This is a genomic window from Streptomyces sp. NPDC090045 (assembly GCF_044747975.1).
GTDB lineage: Bacteria > Actinomycetota > Actinomycetes > Streptomycetales > Streptomycetaceae > Streptomyces.
In genome coordinates, this window is sequence record NZ_JBIVFA010000001.1 from 98223 (window position 1) to 118776 (window position 20554).

Below are 20554 nucleotides of genomic sequence, written 5' to 3' on the forward strand. Positions count from 1 at the left end.
GCCGGCCGGCCGGTCAGCGGGTGGACGGGGACGGAGCCGGCTTCGGCTCCTGCGAAGCCTTCGGTGCCTTCGGTTCCTGCGAGACCTTCGGCTTCGGCTGGGGACGGGGCTTGGGCAGTTCCGGCTCGACCCACGGGGTGACCGGCTGCAGGTGCTCCGGGCCGCCCGGCGCAGGCTGGCCGATGGCCGCCAGCGCCTCCTTCGCCCGCGGCCCGCGCAGCGGCGAGAAGTACGGGTTCGTCCGCATGGTGTCCTGAAGGTTGCGGCGGGCCGCCGCCACGTCACCGAGGCCGCGCTCGATCATCGCCCGGTGGTACGAGAAGTCGGCGCTGCGCAGACCCTGCTCCGTGGCCTTCTTCGCGTACTCCAGCGCCGCGACGTCCTCGCCCGACTGGTGCAGGGCCCACCCCAGCGCGTCCGCGACCTGCACGCTCTTGTGCCGCGACCACTCCTGCGACAGCCGCCGCACCGCCGCCGCCGGATCGCCGTGGTCCGCCTCGTACAGGCCGAGGACCACATCGTCGTCGACGCCGTTCTGCCCGTCCCGCGCCGTCATCGAACCGAGCATGTCGTACGGCACCCGCGCCTCCTGGGCCCGGCCCAGCGACTCCAGCAGCTCGCCCAGCTCCCGCGCCAGCTGCGGCACCGGCGTCCGCCCCAGCGCCAGCCGGTAGTCCCGCACCGCCTCCCCGGAACGCCCCAGCGCCGCCAGCGCACGCGCCCGGCCGCCCAGCGCCTCCGCCTGCGCCGGATCCGTCCGCAGCGCGCCCTCGTAGTGCCGCAGCGCCTCCGCCGCGTCGCCCCGCTCCCAGCAAAGCTCCCCGAGCCGGAACAGCGCGTACGCCTTCTCCGCGGGGGCCTTCGCCGCGCCCGCCGCCTGCTCCATCGACATCACCGCGTCCTCGCGCCAGCCGCGGTCCCGGTAGACCTGCGAGGCCCTGACGTACGCCGCCAGGCCCGGCCGCAGCTCCAGCAGCAGCTCCATCGCCTGCTGGGCGGCCTTGTAGTCGCCGAGCCCGGTGTACGCGTCCACGAGCACCGGGTACGCCGTCCACCGCTTCGGCGCCTGCGCCCGTACGAGCTCGCCCCACTTCTTGGCGTTCCCGAAGTCCCGGCGGGCATTGGCCAGCGCGCCCATGCCCGTCATCGCGTCGAAGTTGCCCTTCTCGGCCGGGCGGATCTCCAGCGAACGCTTCAGCGCCTTCTCCGCCTTCGGGAACCAGCCCGAGTCCGCGGTGCGCCGGGCCTGTTCGAGGTAGGCGGAGCCGAGGACCGCCCACGAGGCGTCGTCGTCCGCGTGCTTCGCGACCCACTTCTCCCGGTCCGCCACCAGCGCCGTCAGGTCCACCGCCGCCGCGGGCGCACCCATGCCCACCGCCGACGCGGCGCGCTCGCTCGGCCCCGGCGGCCGGGCGTCGTCACCGGTCCGGGCGGGGCGGATCAGCAGGGCCCCGGCGATCAGGACCACGGCGACCGCGGCGGCCACGAGCGTCTTGCGGCCGGTGAAGGTCACGGGCGGCGCCGGTGTCTGCGTTTCCTCGTCGATACGGTCCATGAGGTCACTGTGCGTCAATATGAAGAGTTCACGGAGGTGCCCGAAGAGGGGCGCGGGCGTGTTCACACCGATGGTCCCGCGACGACCACTGGGAGCGACCCCCACCGGGGTGCCAGGCTGGTCCCATGGATGACGATCTCTCCGCACGTCTGCGAGCGAACCTCCTCGAAGGGCTCCCGGCCGAAGCCCTGCTCACCGATCCCCAGGTGACCACCTCCTACGCCACCGACATGGCCAGCTTCTGCCCCGCCGGGACCCCGGCCGTCGTCGTACTGCCCCGGACCGTCGAACAGGTCCAGCACGTCCTGCGCACCGCCACCGCCCTACGGATCCCCGTCGTCCCGCAGGGCGCCCGCACGGGCCTGTCGGGCGGCGCCAACGCCTCCGACGGCTGCATCGTGCTGTCCCTGGTGAAGATGGACCGGATCCTGGAGATCAGCGCCGTCGACCGGATCGCCGTCGTCGAGCCGGGCGTGGTGAACGCCGTGCTCTCGCGGGCCGTCGCCGAACAGGGCCTGTACTACCCGCCCGACCCCTCCAGCTGGGAGCAGTGCACCATCGGCGGCAACATCGGCACCGCCTCCGGAGGCCTGTGCTGCGTCAAGTACGGGGTCACCGCCGAGTACGTGCTCGGCCTCGACGTGGTCCTCGCCGACGGGCGGCTGCTGCGCACCGGCCGCCGCACCGCCAAGGGCGTCGCCGGATACGACCTCACCCGGCTCTTCGTCGGCTCCGAGGGCAGCCTCGGCGTCGTCGTCCAGGCCGTCCTCGCCCTCAGGCCCGCTCCGCCCCGCCAGCTCGCCCTGGCCGCCGAGTTCCCCTCGGTCGCGGCCGCCTGCGAGGCCGTCTGCGCCGTCATGGAGGCGGGCCTGACCCCCTCGCTGCTGGAACTGATGGACCGTACGACCATCCGCGCCGTCAACGCCCTCGGCAAGATGGGCTTGCCGGAGGCCACCGAGGCGCTCCTCCTGGCCGCCTTCGACACCCCCCACGCCCCCGAGGACCTCGCGGCCGTGGGGGAGCTGTGCACCGCCGCCGGGGCCACCGCCGTCGTGCCCGCCGAGGACCAGGCGGAGTCGGAACTGCTGCTGCAGGCCCGCCGGATGTCCTTCCCCGCGCTGGAGGCCCTGCGGCCCGCGACGATGATCGACGACGTGTGCGTACCGCGCTCGCGGCTCGCCGAGATGCTCGACGGGACGGCCGCCATCGCCCGCGCCCACGACCTGCTCATCGGGGTCGTGGCGCACGCCGGAGACGGCAACACCCACCCGATCGTCTGCTTCGACCCCGCCGACGAGGACGAGACGCGGCGGGCCCGGGAATCCTTCGGCGCGATCATGGCGCTGGGGCTGGAGCTGGGCGGCACCATCACCGGCGAGCACGGGGTCGGCGTGCTGAAGAAGGAGTGGCTGGCCCGCGAACTCGGCCCGGTGGGGCTGGAGATGCAGCGCGCCGTCAAGCAGGCCTTCGACCCGCTGGGGCTGCTCAACCCGGGCAAGCTCTTCTGACTCCGGCTCCACGGGGCCGGTGCCGTCCGCCCTCACAGGTCCCCGTCCGCGGACTCGTCCGACGGCCACGGGTCGCGCAGCCACAGGTCGTCGGCGGGGGTCGGGGTGAGCAGCTCGGCCAGGGCCGCGTCCAGGCCGAGCCGGTCGGCCTCGGTGCCGGGCGGGACCACCCGCAGGGTGCGCTCCAGCCAGGCCGACACGGAGCCGGCGGGGGCCTCCAGGAGGGCGTCGCCGTCGGGGGAGCTGAGCGCCATGCAGAGCACGGACTTGTTGTCGACCTTGGTGGGCCAGATCCGGACGTCGCCGTGGCCGGACGGGCGGAACACCCCCTCGACGAGCAGCTCGCGGGCGAAGGTCCAGTTGACGGGGGTGCTGGAGCCGGTGTGGAAGGTGATGTGAACGGCGTACGGGTCGTCCGTGAGGTAGAGGAGCCGGGCCGGGACGGGGACGCTGCGCTCGGGGGACAGGACCAGCTTCAGTTCCAGCTCGCGCTCGATGACGGGGTGGTGCATGACGGCCTCACTTCGGTTCGGTGCCGGGGCCTGAAAGCGCCCCACACCCCGAGAGAGCGCCGATGTGCCCGGGTATGACGCGAGTTCCGGCAACGAACCGGAGATTGGCCGAATTCTTTCGGCTGACCGAAAAGCGTCGGAGGAGTGGCGTTCGCTCAATGGCTTGGATTCTCCCGTTACCGGACCTCTCGGGCCGAGGTTCTTGGCTATGGTCCTCCCTTGCACAAGCCTCAAGCCACGATCGGAGTTGGGGACATGACGGCCTCCCCTGGTGACGGCGAGCACGCGGCCCGCGAGGGCTACTACCCCGATCCGTCCATCCCCGGGTACATCCGGTACTGGAACGGTGCCGCCTGGGTGCCCGGCACGAGCCGCCCCGCCCCCGCCCAGGAGACCGGGCCGGTGTTCCTGGACGAGACCTCCGTGACCGAGGCGCTGCCCGAGCCGGAACCCGAACCGGAACGGGCACGCGGGCCGGAACCGGCCGCCGAGCCCGAACCTGCGGTGTGGCAGGCCGACCCCCTGCACCAGGCCGGCTTCGGCGGGCCCCGCGACCACCGGGTCTCGTGGGGCAGCCCGGCAGAGCCCGAGCCCGAGCCGGAGCCCGGCGCCGGCCAGGCCGCCGCCCGGCCGACGGGGATCTCCCTGGCCCGTACGGCGGCTGCCGCGGCGGCGCCCGCACGGCTACCCGCGCAGGCCCCCATGGGAATCCTGTCGGCCCGCTCCCCGGCCGCGCAGACCCCTGCCCCGGCCCCGGCCCCTGTCGCCCCGGCCCCCGTCGCCCCGGCCCCGGCATGGCCCGACGCACCCGGAGCCGGAGTCTCCGGAGTCACCTCCTCCTGGCCCGGGGCAGCCACCCCCTCCCGGTCCGCCGCCCCGACCCCCGCCCCCGCGCCGACCCCCGCCCCCGCGCCCTCCCGGCCCGCCGCCCCGGCCGATTCGCGCCCGGAGGCCGAGCTCCCCGCCGCGCCCCGCCCGGGCACGGCGCAGGCCGCCGAGCCACCCCGGCACGAGGTGTGGGCACCCCGGCCCGCGGGAGTCCGCCCGAAGGTGACGGGCACCGCTGCGCCGGCGGCCCCGGCGGAACCCCGGTCCAAGGGCTGGGAGCCGAGCGGCTCCGAGGGCGACCGCCCGGCGAACTCCGCCTCCGCCCCGGCAGGCGCCCGTACGCCCCGCGAGGTGTTCGAGCGCATGGCCGAACAGGCGGTACGCCCCGCCGGGCTGACACGCAGAGCCGTGGCCCGCGCACTGGACTCCCTCGTCCTCGCCGCCGTCGCGGCGGCCGTCGCCCGCCCCCTCCTCCCCGAGGCCACCGCCCACGTGCAGGCCAAGGTCGACGCCGCCCGCGCCAGCGGACGCACCACCACCGTCTGGCTGTTCGACGAGACCATGGCCGGCCACCTGGGCCTGGTCCTCGGCGCGGTCCTCCTCTTCGGGGTGCTGTACGAGGCGCTCCCCACGGCCCTCTGGGGCCGCACCGCGGGCAAGAAGCTGCTCGGCGTGCGCGTGCTGGCCACCGCCACCCTGCGGCCGCCCACCTTCGGCGCGGCCCTGCGCCGCTGGCTCGTCTACGCCCTCCTCGGCGTCCCCGGCAGCCTCTGGGCCCTCGTGGACCGCCCCCGCCGCCAGGCCTGGCACGACAAGGCGGCCAAAACCTACGTGGCCCGCTAGCCCCGACCCGACCCGCGCACCCGCTCCAGCGGGGCGGGACGGTGCAGCTCAAAGCCCGGGGCTCCGCCCCGGACCCCGCTCCTCAAACGCCGGAGGGGCTGGGTTGGTGCGGCGAGGCTGGATGGTGCGACTCAAAGATCGGGGCTCCGCCCCGAACCCCGACGGCGCTCCGCGCCCGCGCCTCAAACGCCGGCGGGGCTGGATTTGGTGCGGCGAGGCTGGATTGGGGTGGCGGGGCTGAGGGATCGGGGCAGCTCGGCCGGGGTCGGGTGTGTGCAGGGGCGCTCCCCGCAGGGCGTCGAACACAAGGTGCCCCGGCCCTCCGACCCCCCGACACGTTCGACGCCCGAGGAGACGCCCCGGAACACACCCGGCCCAAGCCGCACCGATCCGCCAGCCCCGCATTGCACCCAGGCCGGCAAGGCCACCGGCCCCACCCCTCCGACCGTCCCGGGGCACAACGGCCCGGCCCCGCCCGAGCGGCGCAGCCAACCGGCAGCCAACCGCCAGCCGACCCTCTCCCCCGAACGGACGCCGTCCCGTTGCGGGGTTGACGGAGCCGGGTTCGACTCGGGCCATGAGTACCGACCAGCCGCCGCCGGGCGAGCCGCCCGAGGAGGACCCGTTCCGCAAGAAGCCCCAGGAACCGACGCCTCCGTCGGGCGGTTCGCCGTACGGCCCGCCGCCCCCCGGAGGCGGCGGCGCCCCGCCGCCCCCGGGAGGCCCGGCCGGCGGCGGATACCCGCCCCCGCCGCCCCCGTACGGCGGCGGTGACCCGTACGGCGGTGGCGGCGGCCACGGCATGCCCGATCCGCTCGCGGGGATGCCCCCGCTCGCCGACTTCGGCAGGCGGCTCGCCGCACGCATCATCGACGTGCTGATCGTCGCCGTCCCGCTGTTCCTCATCCAGCTGGCCTTCGGCACCAACCGGTACATGGTCGAGACGGACCGGGGCGAGGACGTCAGCGAGGTCATCACGAAGTCGTACAGCGGCAGCGGCCTGCTGATGACACTGATCTCGATCGTCGCGTACGTCGGCTACGACTGGCTGTTCACCAAGAAGAGCGGCCAGACGGTCGGCAAGAAGGCGCTGGGCCTGCGCGTCGCGATGCTCAACGACGGCAGCGTGCCGAGCTCCAAGGCGGCCCTCAGCCGGGCCGCCGTGCTCTGGCTGCCGACGCTGATCTGCTGCTTCTGCCTGTGGCCGATCGCCCTGGTGGTCTCGATCCTCGTCGACAAGCCGTACAAGCAGGGCCTGCACGACAAGGCCGCCAAGACGGTCGTGGTCCAGGCCACCACCTAGCGCGCGGGCAGCGCGCCGCAGCGCGGGCGGCCGTCCTCAGGGGCGGCCGCCCGCGCCGCGTCGTGCCCGGCTCCCGCCCGCCGCGCGCACCGTCCGCGCGGCGGGCGGAAGCTCAGTGGTGGACGGGGTGTTCGGCCTCGGCGGTCCGGGGATCGGGCACCCGGGCGGCCGGCGTCGCACCCTCGTGGGAGGCGGGCTCCGCGGCGGGCGCGGGGGCCGCGGAGGCCCTCGTACCGGCGGCGTGACGGCCGCGGCGGCGCGGCACGGGCACGGTGAGGGCGACGAGCAGACCCAGGGCGAGCGCGGCCGCGGAGATGACCGCGACCCCGAGCCCGGTACTCGTCTGCGAGAGCAGCAGCATGGCGATCGTCGACACGATGACCGTGGCGGACCCGTAGGCGAGCTGTGCGGCAGTCGGACGCGGCATGGCGATATCCGTCCTCGGGAGGGGAGGGGGAGTCGGCTCAACTAGGTCGCGCGTCAAGTGACTCTACGACGGGAGATGCCCGAGAGGAACCGCCGGTAAGCGTGACCTAACACACGGTGCCGGAGCACGGGGGGCGCACGGGATCATTTTCCGTGCCGCGGCAGAGCGGGAAAATGGGGACGGGGCGGACCTTCGGCCGGGTCGGGAAGCGCCCTTCGCCCCGTATGACAGCGGAACGTCCGGATACCGGAACTCCCTGACCGCATAGTGCAGTTGTAAGGGGCAAGTCAAGGTCTGTCTTTTCTTGCTTCCCTCCGGTCAAATGTCGTCACTTGAGACGCGCGCCGCGCGGAACCCCCCACTCCTATGGAGAAGTTCCGACCTACGTCGCGGCCGCGGGAGGGGAACGACATCAAGTGACCAGCAATTCCGCCCGACGGCGTGCGATACGCGCTGCCGCCGTCACCGTGACCATGGCTGCTTGTGCGACAAGCGCCACCTTCTTCACCGTCACCGCGGCCCAGGCCGAGGGCAAGACCGCGGCCGCCCCGGCTCCCGCGGCCGACCGGCAGGACCCGACCGCTCCTGCCAAGGTCGTCGAGCACGACCTGAAGGGCCCGTTCAGCGAGCAGCAGGCCCAGCAGCGCAAGGCCGCCCTGGACCAGGTGCTCCAGGGCAAGAAGGACGTCGAGCAGCGCGGCGCCTCCAAGGTCGTCAAGCTCGACGACAAGAAGTACGTCGAGCTCGGCCGCGAGAAGACCGACAAGATCTTCACGATCCTCGTCGAGTTCGGCGACCAGGTCGACAGCACGACCATGCACGACCCGGACGGCCCCGGCCCGCAGCCGGCGGTCCCGAAGTACGGCGGCACCCCCGGTCCGCTGCACAACACGATCGCCGAGCCGGACCGTGCGAAGGACAACAGCACCGCCTGGCGCAAGGACTTCAGCCGCGAGTACTTCCAGGACCTGTACTTCGCGTCGGGTCAGGGCAAGGACTCGCTGAAGACCTACTACGAGAAGACCTCCTCGGGCCGCTACTCGGTCGAGGGCGAGGTCGCCGACTGGGTCAAGGTCCCGTACAACGAGGGCCGTTACGGCTCCAACTACTGCGGCCAGAGCAACTGCTCCAACGTGTGGGACACCGTCAAGGACGGCGTCACCGCGTGGGTGGAGGCCCAGAAAAAGGCCGGGAAGACCGACGCCGAGATCAAGGCGAAGCTGGCCCAGTACGACCTCTGGGACCGCTACGACTTCGACGGCGACGGCAACTTCAACGAGCCGGACGGCTACATCGACCACTTCCAGATCGTCCACGCGGGCGAGGACGAGTCGGCCGGCGGCGGTGTGCAGGGCACGACCGCGCTGTGGGCGCACCGCTGGTACGCCTACGGCACCGCGGCGGGCAAGACCGGCCCGGACAACAACAAGGCCGGCGGCACCCAGATCGGCAACTCCGGCATCTGGGTCGGCGACTACACGATGCAGCCCGAGAACGGCGGCCTCGGCGTCTTCGCGCACGAGTACGGCCACGACCTCGGCCTGCCCGACCTCTACGACACCTCCGGTGGCGGCGAGAACGGCGTCGGCTTCTGGTCCCTGATGTCGGCCGGCTCCTGGCTCGGCACCGGCAAGGACTCCATCGGCGACCTCCCGGGCGACATGACCGCCTGGGACAAGCTCCAGCTGGGCTGGCTGAACTACGACACGGCCAAGGCCGCGACGAAGTCCACCCACAAGCTGGGTGTGGCGGAGTTCAACACCAAGGACAAGCAGGCCCTGGTCGTCGAGCTGCCGAAGAAGCAGGTCAAGACCGAGGTCGTCGCGCCCGCCGAGGGCTCCGCCCAGTGGTGGAGCGGCATGGGTGACGACCTCAAGAACACCCTCACCCGGTCGGTGGACCTGACGGGCAAGACGTCCGCCGCGCTGTCCCTCAAGGGCTGGTGGGACATCGAGGCCGACTACGACTACCTCTACACCGAGGTGTCCACGGACGGCGGCGCCACCTGGAACGCCCTCGCCGGCACCGCCGACGGCACGGCCATCCCGGCCGACGCCTCCGGCAGCCCGTCGCTCACCGGTGTCTCGGGTGCCTGGAAGTCGCTGAACTTCCCGCTCGACGCCTACGCGGGCAAGAAGGTCGACCTCCGCTTCCGCTACCAGACGGACGGCGGCGCGGGCGGCAAGGGCTTCACCGCCGACGCCGTGACCCTCACCGCGGACGGCTCCGCGCTGTTCACCGACGGCGCCGAGAACGGCGACAACGGCTGGACCGGCAAGGGCTTCTCCCGCATCGGCGCCAGCTTCACCAAGGAGTACGCGCAGTACTACCTGGCCGAGAACCGCCGTTACGTCTCGTACGACAAGACCCTCAAGGTCGGCCCGTACAACTTCGGCTTCGGCAACACCAAGCCGGACTGGGTCGAGCACTACCCGTACCAGGACGGCCTGCTCATCTGGCAGTGGGACACCTCCCAGAAGGACAACAACACCAGCCAGCACCCGGGCCAGGGTCTGATCCTTCCGATCGACGCCAACGCCAAGCCCATGAAGTGGGCCGACGGCACCCTGCTGCGGAACAAGATCCAGCCGTACGACGCGACCTTCAGCGCCTACTCGACGGACGCGTTCACGCTGCACAAGAACGGCGAGTCGCTCTTCCTGAAGCCGAAGCCCGCCAACCTGGTCTTCGACGACCGCAAGGGCAAGTACTTCTACGACGAGAACCCGACCGGATCGGTGAAGGTCACTGACACCAACACCAAGATCAAGATCCTGAAGGAGACCTACGACGGTGAGGTCATGACCGTCGAGGTGGGTCCCTCCTCGAAGTAATTCGGTAAAACCGCAGGTCAAAGCATGATCGGCCGTCGCCCTCTAGCGGGCGGCGGCCGATCGCGTTTAGATGCCCGGTACGAGTTTCTTATTGACGGGGGAGATGACAGCCATGCCCGGTGGAGGTTTCGTCAGATTGCCAGGCGGCAGCGTGGTCGTAGCGCTCGTGCTGCCTAGGCCGTGCGGAGAAGGTGGAAATGTCCGCGTTCTGGTGCACGCCGCGAACCGGGCCCGCGCCCTGACCAGGCTGCGGAACCTCGGGATGCGGGCGGTGTACCTGCGGGGCAACGCGCACCCGCCGACGCCCGACGAGGTCACGGCCGTCCTGCACCATCCGGACGGCCTGCTGTGGCGCGGCGCGCCCGACCGCGCGCAGGAGCTCTGGCACCCCATCCGGGCCCTGCTGGGGACCTAGGGCGGCACCTAGGACGGCTCCTGGCCGCCCTCGTGGCCGTCCTGGCCGTCCCGGCCCGCCTTGTGGCTCACCAGGGTCACCCCCGCCGCACGGAGCTCCTCCAGGGCCCGTGCGGTGGTGTGCGGGGCGACGGCGGCCGTCAGGTCCAGCAGGACCCGGGTGCCGAAGCCGGCGCGGGCGGCGTCGAGGGCGGTGGCCCGGACGCAGTGATCGGTGGCGATCCCGACCACGTCCACCTCGGTGACCTGCCGGTCCCGCAGCCACTGGCCGAGCGTCGCCCCGTTCTCGTCGGCGCCCTCGAAGCCGCTGTACGCGGCCTCGTACGCGCCCTTGTCGAAGACGGCGGCGACGGCGCCCGAGGCCACGGCGGGGGCGAAGTTCGGGTGGAAGCCCACCCCCTCGGTCCCGGCGACGCAGTGCACGGGCCAGGAGGTCTCGAAGTCCGGCTCCGCCGGGGGGTGCGCGAAGTGGGCACCGGGATCGATGTGGTGGTCCCGGGTGGCGACGACGTGCCGGTACGCGGGCGTGGCCTGGCCGATGTACTCGGTGACGGCGGCGGCGACGTCGGCTCCGCCGGTGACCGCGAGGCTGCCGCCTTCGCAGAAGTCGTTCTGTACGTCGACGACGATCAGTGCGCGGTGCATTTCGCGTGCCCTTCGGCTTGATGGTGTGCTGCGGCGGGCGGCCCTGCGGGAGGCTCTTCCCCCACCCCGCCCCTTCCCGAAACTGGGGCTCCGCCCCAGACCCCTACGGCGCTCCGCGCCGCGCCTCAAACGCCGGCGAGGCTGAAACATCCAGCCTCGCCGGCGTTTGAGGCGCGGGGTGCGGGGCGGAGCCCCGGTCTTTCAGCCGCGCTTGGCAGGCGGCCCCGGCTACGCGTATTCCGTGGGGAGCACGGCCTCGCCGCGGGAGAGCTGCGTCGCCGAGAGCGGCAGGCTCGCCCGGGCGGCGCGGTGCCGCTCGCGCGCGGCCTCCAGCGGCTCGCGCGCGATCACCTCGCCGGCCTTGACCAGCTGGGTCAGCAGCTGGTGGTCGGCCAGGGCCGACGGGACCGGCCCGGTCCCGACGACCTCGGCCTCGGCGACGCCCTCCGCGTCCACCCGCCGCGCCGCCCACTTGCGGCCGCCGATGGAGGTCTTGCCTCCCGTGGACTTCTTGGCCACCGGGGCCAGCGCCGCCTTCGGGTCCGCCGAGGTGGCCCGCGCCACCAGCTTGTAGACCATCGAGCACGTCGGGTGCCCGCTGCCCGTCACGAGCTGCGTGCCCACGCCGTACGCGTCCACCGGCGCCGCCGCCAGCGAGGCGATGGCGTACTCGTCCAGGTCCGAGGTGACCACGATCTTCGTCGCGGTCGCCCCCAGCTCGTCCAGCTGCTGCCGCACCCGGTGGGCGACCAGCAGCAGGTCACCGGAGTCGATCCGGACCGCGCCCAGGTCGGTGCCGGCCACCTCGACGGCGGTGCGGACGGCCTCGGCCACGTCGTAGGTGTCCACCAGGAGGGTGGTGCCCCGCCCCAGCGAGGCCACTTGCGCGGTGAAGGCGTCCCGCTCGCTGTCGTGCACCAGCGTGAAGGCGTGCGCGCTCGTGCCGACCGTGGGGATCCCGTACCGGAAGCCGGCCGCCAGGTCCGAGGTGGAGGCGAAGCCGCCCACGTACGCGGCCCGCGAGGCGGCCACCGCCGCCAGTTCGTGCGTGCGCCGCGCGCCCATCTCGATCAGCGGGCGGTCGCCCGCCGCCGAGGACATCCGGGAGGCGGCCGCGGCGATCGCCGAGTCGTGGTTGAGGATCGACAGGATCACGGTCTCCAGCAGCACGCACTCCGCGAAGCTGCCCTCCACCCGCAGGATCGGCGACCCGGGGAAGTAGACCTCCCCCTCCGGGTAGCCCCAGATGTCGCCGGAGAAGCGGTACGAGGCCAGCCAGTCCAGGGTCCGCATGTCGACGACGGCCCGCTCGCGCAGGAACTCCAGCACCGCGCTGTCGAAGCGGAAGTTCTCCACCGCGTCCAGCACCCGCCCGGTTCCCGCGACCACCCCGTAACGGCGCCCCTCGGGCAGCCGCCGGGTGAAGACCTCGAAGACCGAGCGGCGGTCGGCGGTGCCGTTGGCCAGGGCGGCCTGCAGCATCGTGAGCTCGTAATGGTCCGTGAAGAGCGCTGTCGACGGCACGTCCACCGGCAGGCCCAGGTCCGCAGGGTTCATGTCACGGATGCTAGCGCACATTTCGTCAAAGTGACGAGATGTGCGACCCGTTTGTGCGACGGGCCCCCGGCGGTGGCAGCATGGGACAAGTGAGTGTTGCTCCTGTAGAGATCGAACGCACCGAATCGGCCGAAGAGACCTTCGCGGTACCCGAACCCGACGTCCCCTGGGTGACCCTGGTGCACAACGACCCGGTCAACCTCATGAGCTACGTGGCGTACGTGTTCCAGGCGTACTTCGGCTATTCGAAGGACGTGGCGCACAAGCTGATGCTCGATGTCCACCACAAGGGGCGGGCGGTCGTGTCCAGCGGCACCCGCGAGGAAATGGAGCGCGACGTGCAGGCCATGCACGGCTACGGCCTGTGGGCGACCCTCTCCCAGGACCGCACCTGATGGGCGGCACGTTCCAGCCCCTGAAGGGCGGCGGCGGCGCCGCCATCGCGCTCGACGAGATCGAGATCTCCATCCTGCGCTCCCTGGCCGTCCAGATGCTCGAACTGATCGGCCCCGGCGAGCCGGAGCCCGCCGAGGACGCCGACCCGCTCGCCGCGCTGTTCGCCGAGGGTCCCTCCGAGCCCCCGACCGACCCGGCGCTGGCCCGGCTCTTCCCCGACGCCTACGGAGGCCCGGACGGGCCGGGACCCAAGGAGGACCCGGAGGAGCTGCGGGCCCACTCGGCGGAGTTCCGCCGCTTCACCGAGAACGACCTGCGCACCCGCAAGCGGGAGGACGCGCTGGCCGTCGTACGCAGCCTGGACGGGCTCACCCCGGCCGGTGACGGGGCGGCGGTGCTGGAGCTGACCGGGGAGCTGCCGCTGCGCTGGCTCGGCGCGCTCAACGACCTGCGCCTGACCCTCGCGGCCCGCCTCGACATCACCGAGGACGACGAGAGCGCGGCGCTGTTCCGGCTGCCGGACGACGACCCGCGCAAGCCGATGGTGATGGCGTACCTCTGGCTGGGCGGGCTGCAGGAGACGCTCATCGAGACGCTGTGACCCGCTGAGGCGCGCCGGGCCCGCCGAAGATCCTCTGAAGATCCTCAAGTGGGTACACCGTTCGCTCAGCGGACGCTCAAATCCGGATAACGATCAGATCACCGCCATGCGGTGATCTGATCCATTCCCGCGCCTTTGTCCTGAATTTTTGGTGCCCTGCGCCACTTTTCTCCCCCTCGGGAAGCCGTAAGCACGTGATAAATCTTCACGACTGCCGAAGGGACGCCACCCATGTCCCCCGGCTCGCTTGGACCGGCTGACCGCCGGCGTGCAACTCCATCCGTATCCGGGGGGATCGAGGACCCGATCCGCAGCCAGTCAAGGCGCGGGTCGGCGTGGAGAAAGGCGCACCAGACATGACCTCTGTGCAGGTCGAGCAGCACGACAAGACGCCCGGCGAGGGCGCCGGCGGCGAGGGCGGCGAGGGTTACCACCGCACGCTCGGCGCCCGGCAGATCCAGATGATCGCGATCGGCGGAGCCATCGGCACCGGCCTGTTCCTGGGCGCCGGCAAGGCGATCTCCAAGGCCGGCCCCAGCCTGATCCTGGCCTACGCCATCGCGGGCCTGGTCATCTTCTTCATCATGCGGGCCCTGGGCGAGCTGCTCATGTACCGCCCCGTCTCCGGCTCCTTCTCGGACTACGCCCGCGAGTTCCTGGGCCCGTTCTGGGGATACGTCACCGGCTGGACGTACTGGCTGTTCTGGGTGGTCACCGGCATCACCGAGGTCACGGCCGCCGCGCAGTACATGTCGTACTGGACCCACGACAGCTTCCCGCAGTGGGCCTACGCGCTGATCTTCACGGTCATCCTCTACGCCGCCAACCTGATCTCCGTGAAGCTCTTCGGTGAGCTGGAGTTCTGGTTCTCCATGGTCAAGGTCACCGCCATCGTCGGCATGATCCTGATCTGCGCCGGCATCCTCACCATCGGCTTCTCCGACGCGGCCGACACCGCCACCGTCACCAACCTGTGGAACGACGGCGGCTTCTTCCCCAAGGGCATCGGCGGCACGCTGATGACCCTGCAGATCGTCATGTTCGCCTTCCTCGCGGTCGAGCTGGTCGGCGTCACCGCCGGCGAGTCCAAGGACCCCGAGAAGACCCTGCCCAAGGCCATCAACACCGTGCCGTGGCGCATCGCCGTCTTCTACGTCGGCGCACTGATCATGATCCTGTCGGTCGTCCCGTGGACGCACTTCCAGCCCGGCGTCTCGCCCTTCGTCGCCGCCTTCGAGCGCATGGGCCTCGGCATCGGCGCCGCGATCGTCAACTTCGTGGTGCTGACCGCGGCCCTGTCCTCCTGCAACTCGGGCATGTACTCCACCGGCCGCATGCTGCGCGACCTCGCGCTCAACGGCCAGGGCCCGAAGGTCTTCACCAAGCTCACCAAGAGCGGCACCCCGCTCATCGGCACCACCTTCTCCGCCGCGCTGATGCTGGTGGGCGTCTGGATCAACTACGTCGCCCCGGGCAAGGCCTTCGACTACGTCGTCTCCTTCGCCACCATCTCCGGCATGTGGGCCTGGATCATGATCCTGGTCTGCCAGATCCGCTACCGGGGCAAGGCCGACCGCGGCGAGCTGCCGCAGTCCGCGTTCCGCGCGCCCGGCGCCCCGTACACCAGCTGGTTCGCCCTGGCCTTCATCGGCATGGTCATCGTGATGATGGGCGCCGACAAGGACGCCCGCGTCTCGCTGTACTGCGCCCCGCTGTGGGGCCTGATCCTGGGTCTCGCCTACCTGTTCTCCAAGAACCGCGGCCAGGGCGGCGACACCTCCGTGAAGGTCTCGCTGAGCGTGGACGTCTGACGCCACGCACCCCCTGTCCAGCATTCGGGCCCCCGCGTACCACTCCTCGGTACGCGGGGGCCCGTCTGCTTATCCTGTCGCTCATGCTGACCCTCACCCAGGACCTGTACGAACAGATCGTCAAGCACGCCCGCCAGGACCACCCCGACGAGGCGTGCGGCGTCGTGGCGGGTCCGGCCGGCACCGGCCGCCCCGAGCGGTTCATCCCGATGCTCAACGCGGCCCGCTCGCCCACGTTCTACGAGTTCGACTCGAAGGATCTGCTGAAGCTCTACCGCGAACTGGACGACCGCGACGAGGAGCCGGTGATCGTCTACCACTCGCACACCGCCACCGAGGCCTACCCCTCGCGCACCGACGTCACGTACGCGAACGAGCCGGGCGCGCACTACGTCCTCGTCTCGACGGCGGACGAGGACGGCCTCGGAGAGTTCCAGTTCCGCTCGTACCGGATCGTCGATGGCGTGATCACCGAGGAAGAAGTGCAGGTCGTCGAGGCCTACTGACCATCATGCGAGCAGTTGGCGTCCACGATGCGGGATCACACTCCAAACCCGGGACCGGGAATCGTTAACATGACCGCATGGTTTCCCACGACGTGAGCATCGAGACGCCCGGCAGGCTGCTGCTCGTGGCGCGGCTGCACGTCGACCTGTGCCGCCTCGCCAGCGCCATCTGTCCTGCCGTCTGAGCACCAGAGCCCCTCTGCGCGGAGGGCCGACGAACCGCGCGCCGCACGTTCTCACGCCCCTGCCCACGCCCTGACGACTGGAGACAGCCATGGCCATCGAGGTCCGCATCCCCACCATCCTCCGCACCTACACCGAAGGCGAGAAGGCCGTCTCCGGTGAGGGCGCGACCCTCGCCGACCTCTTCGCCGACCTGGAGACCCGTCACAAGGGCATCCAGGAGCGCATCGTTGACGACGCCAAGGGCGGCGAGCTGCGCCGCTTCGTGAACGTCTACCTCAACGACGAGGACGTCCGCTTCCTCGACGGCATCTCCACCGCGCTCAAGGACGGCGACAGCGTCACCATTCTCCCGGCCGTGGCCGGCGGATCGAAGTAATGCGCTACGACTCCCCGCTGGCCGCGGTCGGCAACACGCCGCTGGTCCGGCTGCCCCGGCTGTCGCCCTCGGACGACGTCCGCATCTGGGCCAAGCTGGAGGACCGCAACCCGACCGGCTCGATCAAGGACCGCCCCGCGCTCCACATGGTCGAGCAGGCCGAGAAGGACGGCCGGCTGTACCCCGGCTGCACCATCCTGGAGCCGACCTCGGGCAACACCGGCATCTCGCTGGCGATGGCGGCCAAGCTCAAGGGCTACCGCATCGTGTGCGTGATGCCGGAGAACACCAGCCAGGAGCGGCGCGACCTGCTGGCCATGTGGGGAGCCGAGATCATCTCGTCGCCGGCCGCCGGCGGCTCGAACACGGCCGTCCGGGTGGCCAAGGAACTGGCCGCCGAGCACCCCGACTGGGTGATGCTCTACCAGTACGGCAACCCGGACAACGCGGGCGCGCACTACGCCACCACGGGCCCGGAGATCCTCGCCGACCTCCCGTCGATCACCCACTTCGTGGCGGGCCTCGGCACGACCGGCACCCTGATGGGCGTCGGCCGCTACCTGCGCGAGAACGTCCCCGGAGTGAAGATCGTCGCGGCGGAGCCGAGGTACGACGACCTGGTGTACGGGCTGCGCAACCTCGACGAGGGCTTCGTCCCCGAGCTGTACGACGCCTCGGTCCTGACGACCCGCTTCTCGGTGGGCTCGGCGGACGCGGTGACCCGCACGCGGGAGCTGCTGCAGCAGGAGGGGATCTTCGCGGGCGTCTCCACGGGAGCCGCCCTGCACGCGGCGATCGGCGTCGGCCGCAAGGCGGTGGCCGCGGGCGAAACGGCGGACATCGTCTTCGTCGTGGCCGACGGCGGCTGGAAGTACCTCTCGACCGGCGTCTACACGGCCGCGACCACGGAAGAGGCCATCGAGGTCCTCCAGGGCCAACTCTGGGCGTAGCCCCTGCCGGTCCGCCGCCGCTGGGATCTGCCGGGGGGTACGCGGCCGAGCACGCGCAGCGCCGCCTCCTGGGGCTCCGCCCCAGACCCCGCGCCTCAAACGCCGGCGAGGCTGAAAATCAGCCCCGCCGGCGTTTGAGGCGCGGGCGCGGAGCGTCGTGTAGTGGCGCCGGGCACCATCAAGCCCGTCCGGCGCTTGAGGACCGGGCCCGGGCGGAGCCCGGTCAGGCGGACAGGAGCTCGGCGAGCACGGCCGCGTGGCTGGCGGCCGGGTCCTTGACCGCGGTCAGAAGGGTGAGCGGGCCCGCCGAGGCCAGCGACCGGAGCTGCGCCAGCTCCGCCACCGCCTCCGGCCCCGCCAGCTCCGCGAGGTACCGCTCGCGGAACTCCCCCGCCGAGCCACCCCCGTGGAACCACTTGCGCAGCTCGTTCGACGGCGTGACCGCCTTCGGCCACTCGTCCACCCCCGCCGCCTCCTTCGCCAGGCCCCGCGGCCAGAGCCGGTCCACGAGCACCCGTACCCCGTCCGCGCCCGGCTCCGGCGCGTCGTACACGCGCCGCAAGCGGATCACCGGCTTCACCGCCCGCCTCCCAGTCCCTTGATCTCGTCCCACACCGCCGGGTCCAGTACCCCCCGCCGCGTCCGGAAATCCCACAGCGACACCTCCTCCGGCCGGTCCGCCTCAAGGAAGGCCGCCCGGCCCTGCGCCCCCACCGTCCCCGGGGGCAGCGGGATCACCCCGGCCCGCCGGTCGTCGTACTTCCCGGTGATCCACGCGACCCGCGCCCGGTGGCCCCGTACCGACTCGACCGCCAGGACCAGACACGTACGGCCGTCCGCCAGGGACCACAGCTCGCCGGCGCGCGGGTGCGGCGGCGGGCCGGACCCGTGCGCCGACGGGGCCCGGCGGGGGAGCCCCAGCCGTCCACCGGCGACCAGCACCACCAGCGCCACGGCCACGACCGCAGCGACCGCGGGCCACCAGGACGTGTCCATGTCTCGACCGTAGCCGCGCCACCGGCACCCGGCACCCGGCGCGGCCGCACGGCGGCATGGGCACTCTGCTCTAGGCCCGTACACCTGACCGCTCACCATTACTGGGTATGAGTGGTGCAGGCGGTGACTTCCCCCACAACGGCCCGCCGCGGAGGAGCGACCGGACGTTTCGCGCCTTACGCTCGACGCACGCACGGCCCGCATTCCGTCCACGGACCGTCCACGGAGGTTCACGCTCCATGAAGCTCACCGTCGTCGGCTGTTCGGGGTCGTTCCCGTCCGCGGAATCGGCCTGTTCGAGCTACCTCGTCGAGGCCGACGGCTTCCGGCTGCTTCTCGACATGGGCAACGGCGCCCTCGGCGATCTTCAGCGCCACTGCGGCCTCTACGACCTCGACGCGATCTTCCTGAGCCATCTGCACGCCGACCACTGCATCGACATGTGCGCGTACTTCGTCGCCCGTTTCTACCGGCACGAGGGCGGCCGCTGCGGCACCATCCCCGTCTACGGGCCCGAGGGCACCGAGCGCCGCCTGACCACCGCCTACGACGACGTCCCCGACGAGCGCTCGATGAGCGAGGTCTTCGACTTCCGCACCCTGAAGTCCGGGAACTTCGAGATCGGGCCGTTCCAGATCCGTACCGAGCGGGTCGCCCACCCCGTCGAGTCGTACGGCATCCGCATCGAGCACGGCGGACGCTCGCTCACGTACTCCGGGGACACCGGCGCCTGCCCCGAGCTGGGGCTGCTCGCCGACGGTGCCGACCTCTTCCTCTGCGAGGCCTCCTTCACGCACGGCAAGGAGGACATCCCGGACCTCCACCTGAACGGGCGCGAGGCCGGCGAGTACGCGCGCGGCGGCGACGTAGGCCGGCTCGTCCTCACCCACATCCCGCCGTGGACGGACGCGGCGCAGAACCTCGCCGACGCCCGCGCGGTCTACGACGGCCGGGTCGACCTGGCGTACGCGGGCGCGGTCTACGAGGTCTGACGCACCGGAACACGCGGAAGCCCCCGCCCTCCCTTCCGGGAGAGCGGGGGCTCCTTCGTGCGTACGGGACTGCCTACTTGGCCTCGGCCTTCAGCAGCTCGGCGAGCTCCTCGTCGGACTCGCGGCCCGGGGTGGGGAGGTTCCACTTGATGATCGCGAAGCGGAAGACGGCGTAGTAGACCACCGCGAAGCAGAGGCCGACGCCCGCGAGCATCCACGGCTTCTCCGCGATGCCCAGGTTCAGCAGGAAGTCGACGAGGCCGGCCGAGAAGCCGAAGCCGTCGCGCATGCCCAGGGACCAGGTCAGGGCCATCGAGATACCGGTCAGCACCGCGTGGATCGCGTACAGCACCGGGGCGATGAACATGAAGGTGAACTCGATCGGCTCGGTCACACCGGTGACGAAGGAGGTGAGCGCGAGGGAGAGCATCATGCCGCCGACGACCTTGCGGCGCTCGGGGCGGGCGCAGTGCACGATCGCGAGGCAGGCCGCCGGGAGGGCGAACATCATGATCGGGAAGAAGCCGGTCATGAACTGTCCGGCGGTCGGGTCACCGGCGAGGAAGCGGCCGATGTCACCGTGGACGGCGCCGGTCGGGGTGTCGAAGGAGCCGGCCTGGAACCAGGGGAAGGAGTTCAGCAGGTGGTGCATGCCGATCGGGATGAGCGCACGGTTGGCGACACCGAAGATGCCCGCACCGACGGCGCCGGAACCGGTCAGCCACTCACCGAAGTTGTGCAGACCCGTGCCGAGGACCGGCCAGATGAGACCGAAGACGACACCGGTGGCCAGACCCGCCAGGGCGGAGAGGATCGGGACGAGGCGGCGGCCGCCGAAGAAGCCCGCCCAGTCCGGCAGCTTGGTCCGGTAGAACTTCTGGTAGAGCAGGGCGGTGATGATGCCCATCACGACACCGCCGAGCACACCCGCGTTGACCGGGGCGTCCACGTTGACGATCTTGCCGCCGACGACCTTGGCGACCTTGGGCAGGTTGCTGTCGGTGAAGGTCGCGAGGACCTTCTGGAAGACCAAGTAACCGGTGACGGCGGCGAGGGCGGTGGAGCCGTCCGACTTCTTGGCGAAGCCGATCGCGATGCCCACGGCGAACAGCAGCGCCATGTTGTCGAGGATCGCGCCACCGCCGGCCGCCATGTAACCGGCGATCTTCAGGACGAAGGTCGGGAAGACGTCCTTGTCGCCGAGCATGTCGTCCGCGCCCAGGCGGAGCAGGAGCGCGCCGGCGGGCAGCACGGCCACGGGGAGCATGAGGCTCCGGCCGATGCGCTGCATGACGGCCATCACGCCAGCGCCCT

The 20554-nt window shown here is 71.6% G+C and carries 21 protein-coding genes; 13 read left to right on the forward strand and 8 right to left on the reverse strand.

The window, feature by feature from the left end; genetic code table 11:
• Window positions 1-13 precede the first annotated feature (13 nt).
• Window positions 14-1555, reverse strand: a complete 1542-nt coding sequence (locus ACIPYQ_RS00410; protein ID WP_401244854.1) for a tetratricopeptide repeat protein — start codon at window positions 1553-1555, stop codon at window positions 14-16.
• Between the two features lie 125 nt (window positions 1556-1680).
• Here ACIPYQ_RS00410 and ACIPYQ_RS00415 point away from each other — a divergent pair, with 125 nt between their 5' ends.
• Window positions 1681-3063 (forward strand): FAD-binding oxidoreductase, encoded by a 1383-nt coding sequence (locus tag ACIPYQ_RS00415; protein WP_401244856.1) that lies wholly within the window; start codon window positions 1681-1683, stop codon window positions 3061-3063.
• Between the two features lie 32 nt (window positions 3064-3095).
• Here ACIPYQ_RS00415 and ACIPYQ_RS00420 read toward each other — a convergent pair whose 3' ends face one another.
• Window positions 3096-3575: an SsgA family sporulation/cell division regulator gene (locus ACIPYQ_RS00420; protein WP_361771116.1), complete on the reverse strand. Its 480-nt coding sequence runs from the start codon at window positions 3573-3575 to the stop codon at window positions 3096-3098.
• A gap of 255 nt (window positions 3576-3830) precedes the next feature.
• Here ACIPYQ_RS00420 and ACIPYQ_RS00425 point away from each other — a divergent pair, with 255 nt between their 5' ends.
• Window positions 3831-5246: an RDD family protein gene (locus ACIPYQ_RS00425; protein ID WP_401244858.1), complete on the forward strand. Its 1416-nt coding sequence runs from the start codon at window positions 3831-3833 to the stop codon at window positions 5244-5246.
• 577 nt (window positions 5247-5823) lie between these two features.
• On the forward strand, window positions 5824-6549 hold the full coding sequence (locus tag ACIPYQ_RS00430; RefSeq protein ID WP_401244860.1) for an RDD family protein: 726 nt from the start codon (window positions 5824-5826) through the stop codon (window positions 6547-6549).
• A gap of 112 nt (window positions 6550-6661) precedes the next feature.
• Here ACIPYQ_RS00430 and ACIPYQ_RS00435 read toward each other — a convergent pair whose 3' ends face one another.
• A complete protein-coding gene (locus ACIPYQ_RS00435) occupies window positions 6662-6976 on the reverse strand; it encodes a hypothetical protein (protein WP_361770619.1) in 315 nt (104 codons plus the stop codon).
• A 473-nt stretch (window positions 6977-7449) separates the two neighbouring features.
• Between ACIPYQ_RS00435 and ACIPYQ_RS00440 the strand changes: the two genes are divergently transcribed.
• Together ACIPYQ_RS00440 and ACIPYQ_RS00445 are read left to right on the forward strand one after the other, a co-directional pair.
• Complete coding sequence (locus ACIPYQ_RS00440) at window positions 7450-9810, forward strand: immune inhibitor A domain-containing protein (protein ID WP_401244863.1); 2361 nt, start codon at window positions 7450-7452, stop codon at window positions 9808-9810.
• Between the two features lie 112 nt (window positions 9811-9922).
• Complete coding sequence (locus tag ACIPYQ_RS00445; RefSeq protein WP_401244865.1) at window positions 9923-10225, forward strand: hypothetical protein; 303 nt, start codon at window positions 9923-9925, stop codon at window positions 10223-10225.
• A gap of 8 nt (window positions 10226-10233) precedes the next feature.
• On the opposite strand, the gene ACIPYQ_RS00450 is transcribed toward ACIPYQ_RS00445, so the two are convergent.
• Window positions 10234-10869 (reverse strand): isochorismatase family protein, encoded by a 636-nt coding sequence (locus ACIPYQ_RS00450; RefSeq protein ID WP_401244867.1) that lies wholly within the window; start codon window positions 10867-10869, stop codon window positions 10234-10236.
• Between the two features lie 228 nt (window positions 10870-11097).
• A complete protein-coding gene (locus ACIPYQ_RS00455) occupies window positions 11098-12426 on the reverse strand; it encodes a nicotinate phosphoribosyltransferase (protein WP_401244869.1) in 1329 nt (442 codons plus the stop codon).
• 80 nt (window positions 12427-12506) lie between these two features.
• On the opposite strand from ACIPYQ_RS00455, the gene clpS reads away from it, so the two are divergent.
• The 7 genes from clpS (at window position 12507) to ACIPYQ_RS00490 (ending at window position 17252) form a co-directional block, all read left to right on the forward strand.
• Window positions 12507-12821 (forward strand): ATP-dependent Clp protease adapter ClpS, encoded by a 315-nt coding sequence (gene clpS, locus ACIPYQ_RS00460; RefSeq protein WP_319728254.1) that lies wholly within the window; start codon window positions 12507-12509, stop codon window positions 12819-12821.
• Window positions 12821-13423 (forward strand): DUF2017 domain-containing protein, encoded by a 603-nt coding sequence (locus tag ACIPYQ_RS00465; protein ID WP_327414240.1) that lies wholly within the window; start codon window positions 12821-12823, stop codon window positions 13421-13423. The genes clpS and ACIPYQ_RS00465 overlap by 1 nt, the downstream gene beginning before the upstream one ends.
• 356 nt (window positions 13424-13779) lie before the next feature.
• Window positions 13780-15234 carry an amino acid permease gene (locus ACIPYQ_RS00470; protein WP_401244872.1) on the forward strand — a complete coding sequence of 485 codons (1455 nt, stop codon included), beginning with the start codon at window positions 13780-13782 and terminating at the stop codon, window positions 15232-15234.
• A gap of 83 nt (window positions 15235-15317) precedes the next feature.
• The gene (locus ACIPYQ_RS00475; protein ID WP_401244874.1) at window positions 15318-15740 is read left to right on the forward strand and encodes a Mov34/MPN/PAD-1 family protein; all 423 of its coding nucleotides are present in this window, start codon (window positions 15318-15320) and stop codon (window positions 15738-15740) included.
• Window positions 15741-15817: 77 nt separating this feature from the next.
• Complete coding sequence (locus ACIPYQ_RS00480) at window positions 15818-15925, forward strand: putative leader peptide (RefSeq protein ID WP_312847437.1); 108 nt, start codon at window positions 15818-15820, stop codon at window positions 15923-15925.
• Window positions 15926-16014: 89 nt separating this feature from the next.
• Window positions 16015-16302 carry a MoaD/ThiS family protein gene (locus tag ACIPYQ_RS00485; RefSeq protein ID WP_319728248.1) on the forward strand — a complete coding sequence of 96 codons (288 nt, stop codon included), beginning with the start codon at window positions 16015-16017 and terminating at the stop codon, window positions 16300-16302.
• Complete coding sequence (locus ACIPYQ_RS00490; RefSeq protein ID WP_361770606.1) at window positions 16302-17252, forward strand: cysteine synthase; 951 nt, start codon at window positions 16302-16304, stop codon at window positions 17250-17252. Before ACIPYQ_RS00485 ends, ACIPYQ_RS00490 begins: the two co-directional genes overlap by 1 nt.
• 223 nt (window positions 17253-17475) lie before the next feature.
• Here ACIPYQ_RS00490 and ACIPYQ_RS00495 read toward each other — a convergent pair whose 3' ends face one another.
• Both ACIPYQ_RS00495 and ACIPYQ_RS00500 read right to left on the reverse strand, forming a co-directional pair.
• A complete protein-coding gene (locus ACIPYQ_RS00495) occupies window positions 17476-17823 on the reverse strand; it encodes a DUF488 domain-containing protein (RefSeq protein WP_401246063.1) in 348 nt (115 codons plus the stop codon).
• 5 nt (window positions 17824-17828) lie between these two features.
• Entirely contained in the window at window positions 17829-18248 is a 420-nt protein-coding gene (locus tag ACIPYQ_RS00500) for a hypothetical protein (protein ID WP_361767992.1), read from the reverse strand.
• Between the two features lie 239 nt (window positions 18249-18487).
• Here ACIPYQ_RS00500 and ACIPYQ_RS00505 point away from each other — a divergent pair, with 239 nt between their 5' ends.
• A complete protein-coding gene (locus ACIPYQ_RS00505; protein WP_401244877.1) occupies window positions 18488-19240 on the forward strand; it encodes an MBL fold metallo-hydrolase in 753 nt (250 codons plus the stop codon).
• A gap of 73 nt (window positions 19241-19313) precedes the next feature.
• On the opposite strand, the gene ACIPYQ_RS00510 is transcribed toward ACIPYQ_RS00505, so the two are convergent.
• A complete protein-coding gene (locus ACIPYQ_RS00510) occupies window positions 19314-20540 on the reverse strand; it encodes a PTS transporter subunit EIIC (protein WP_361768085.1) in 1227 nt (408 codons plus the stop codon).
• Window positions 20541-20554: the final 14 nt, after the last annotated feature.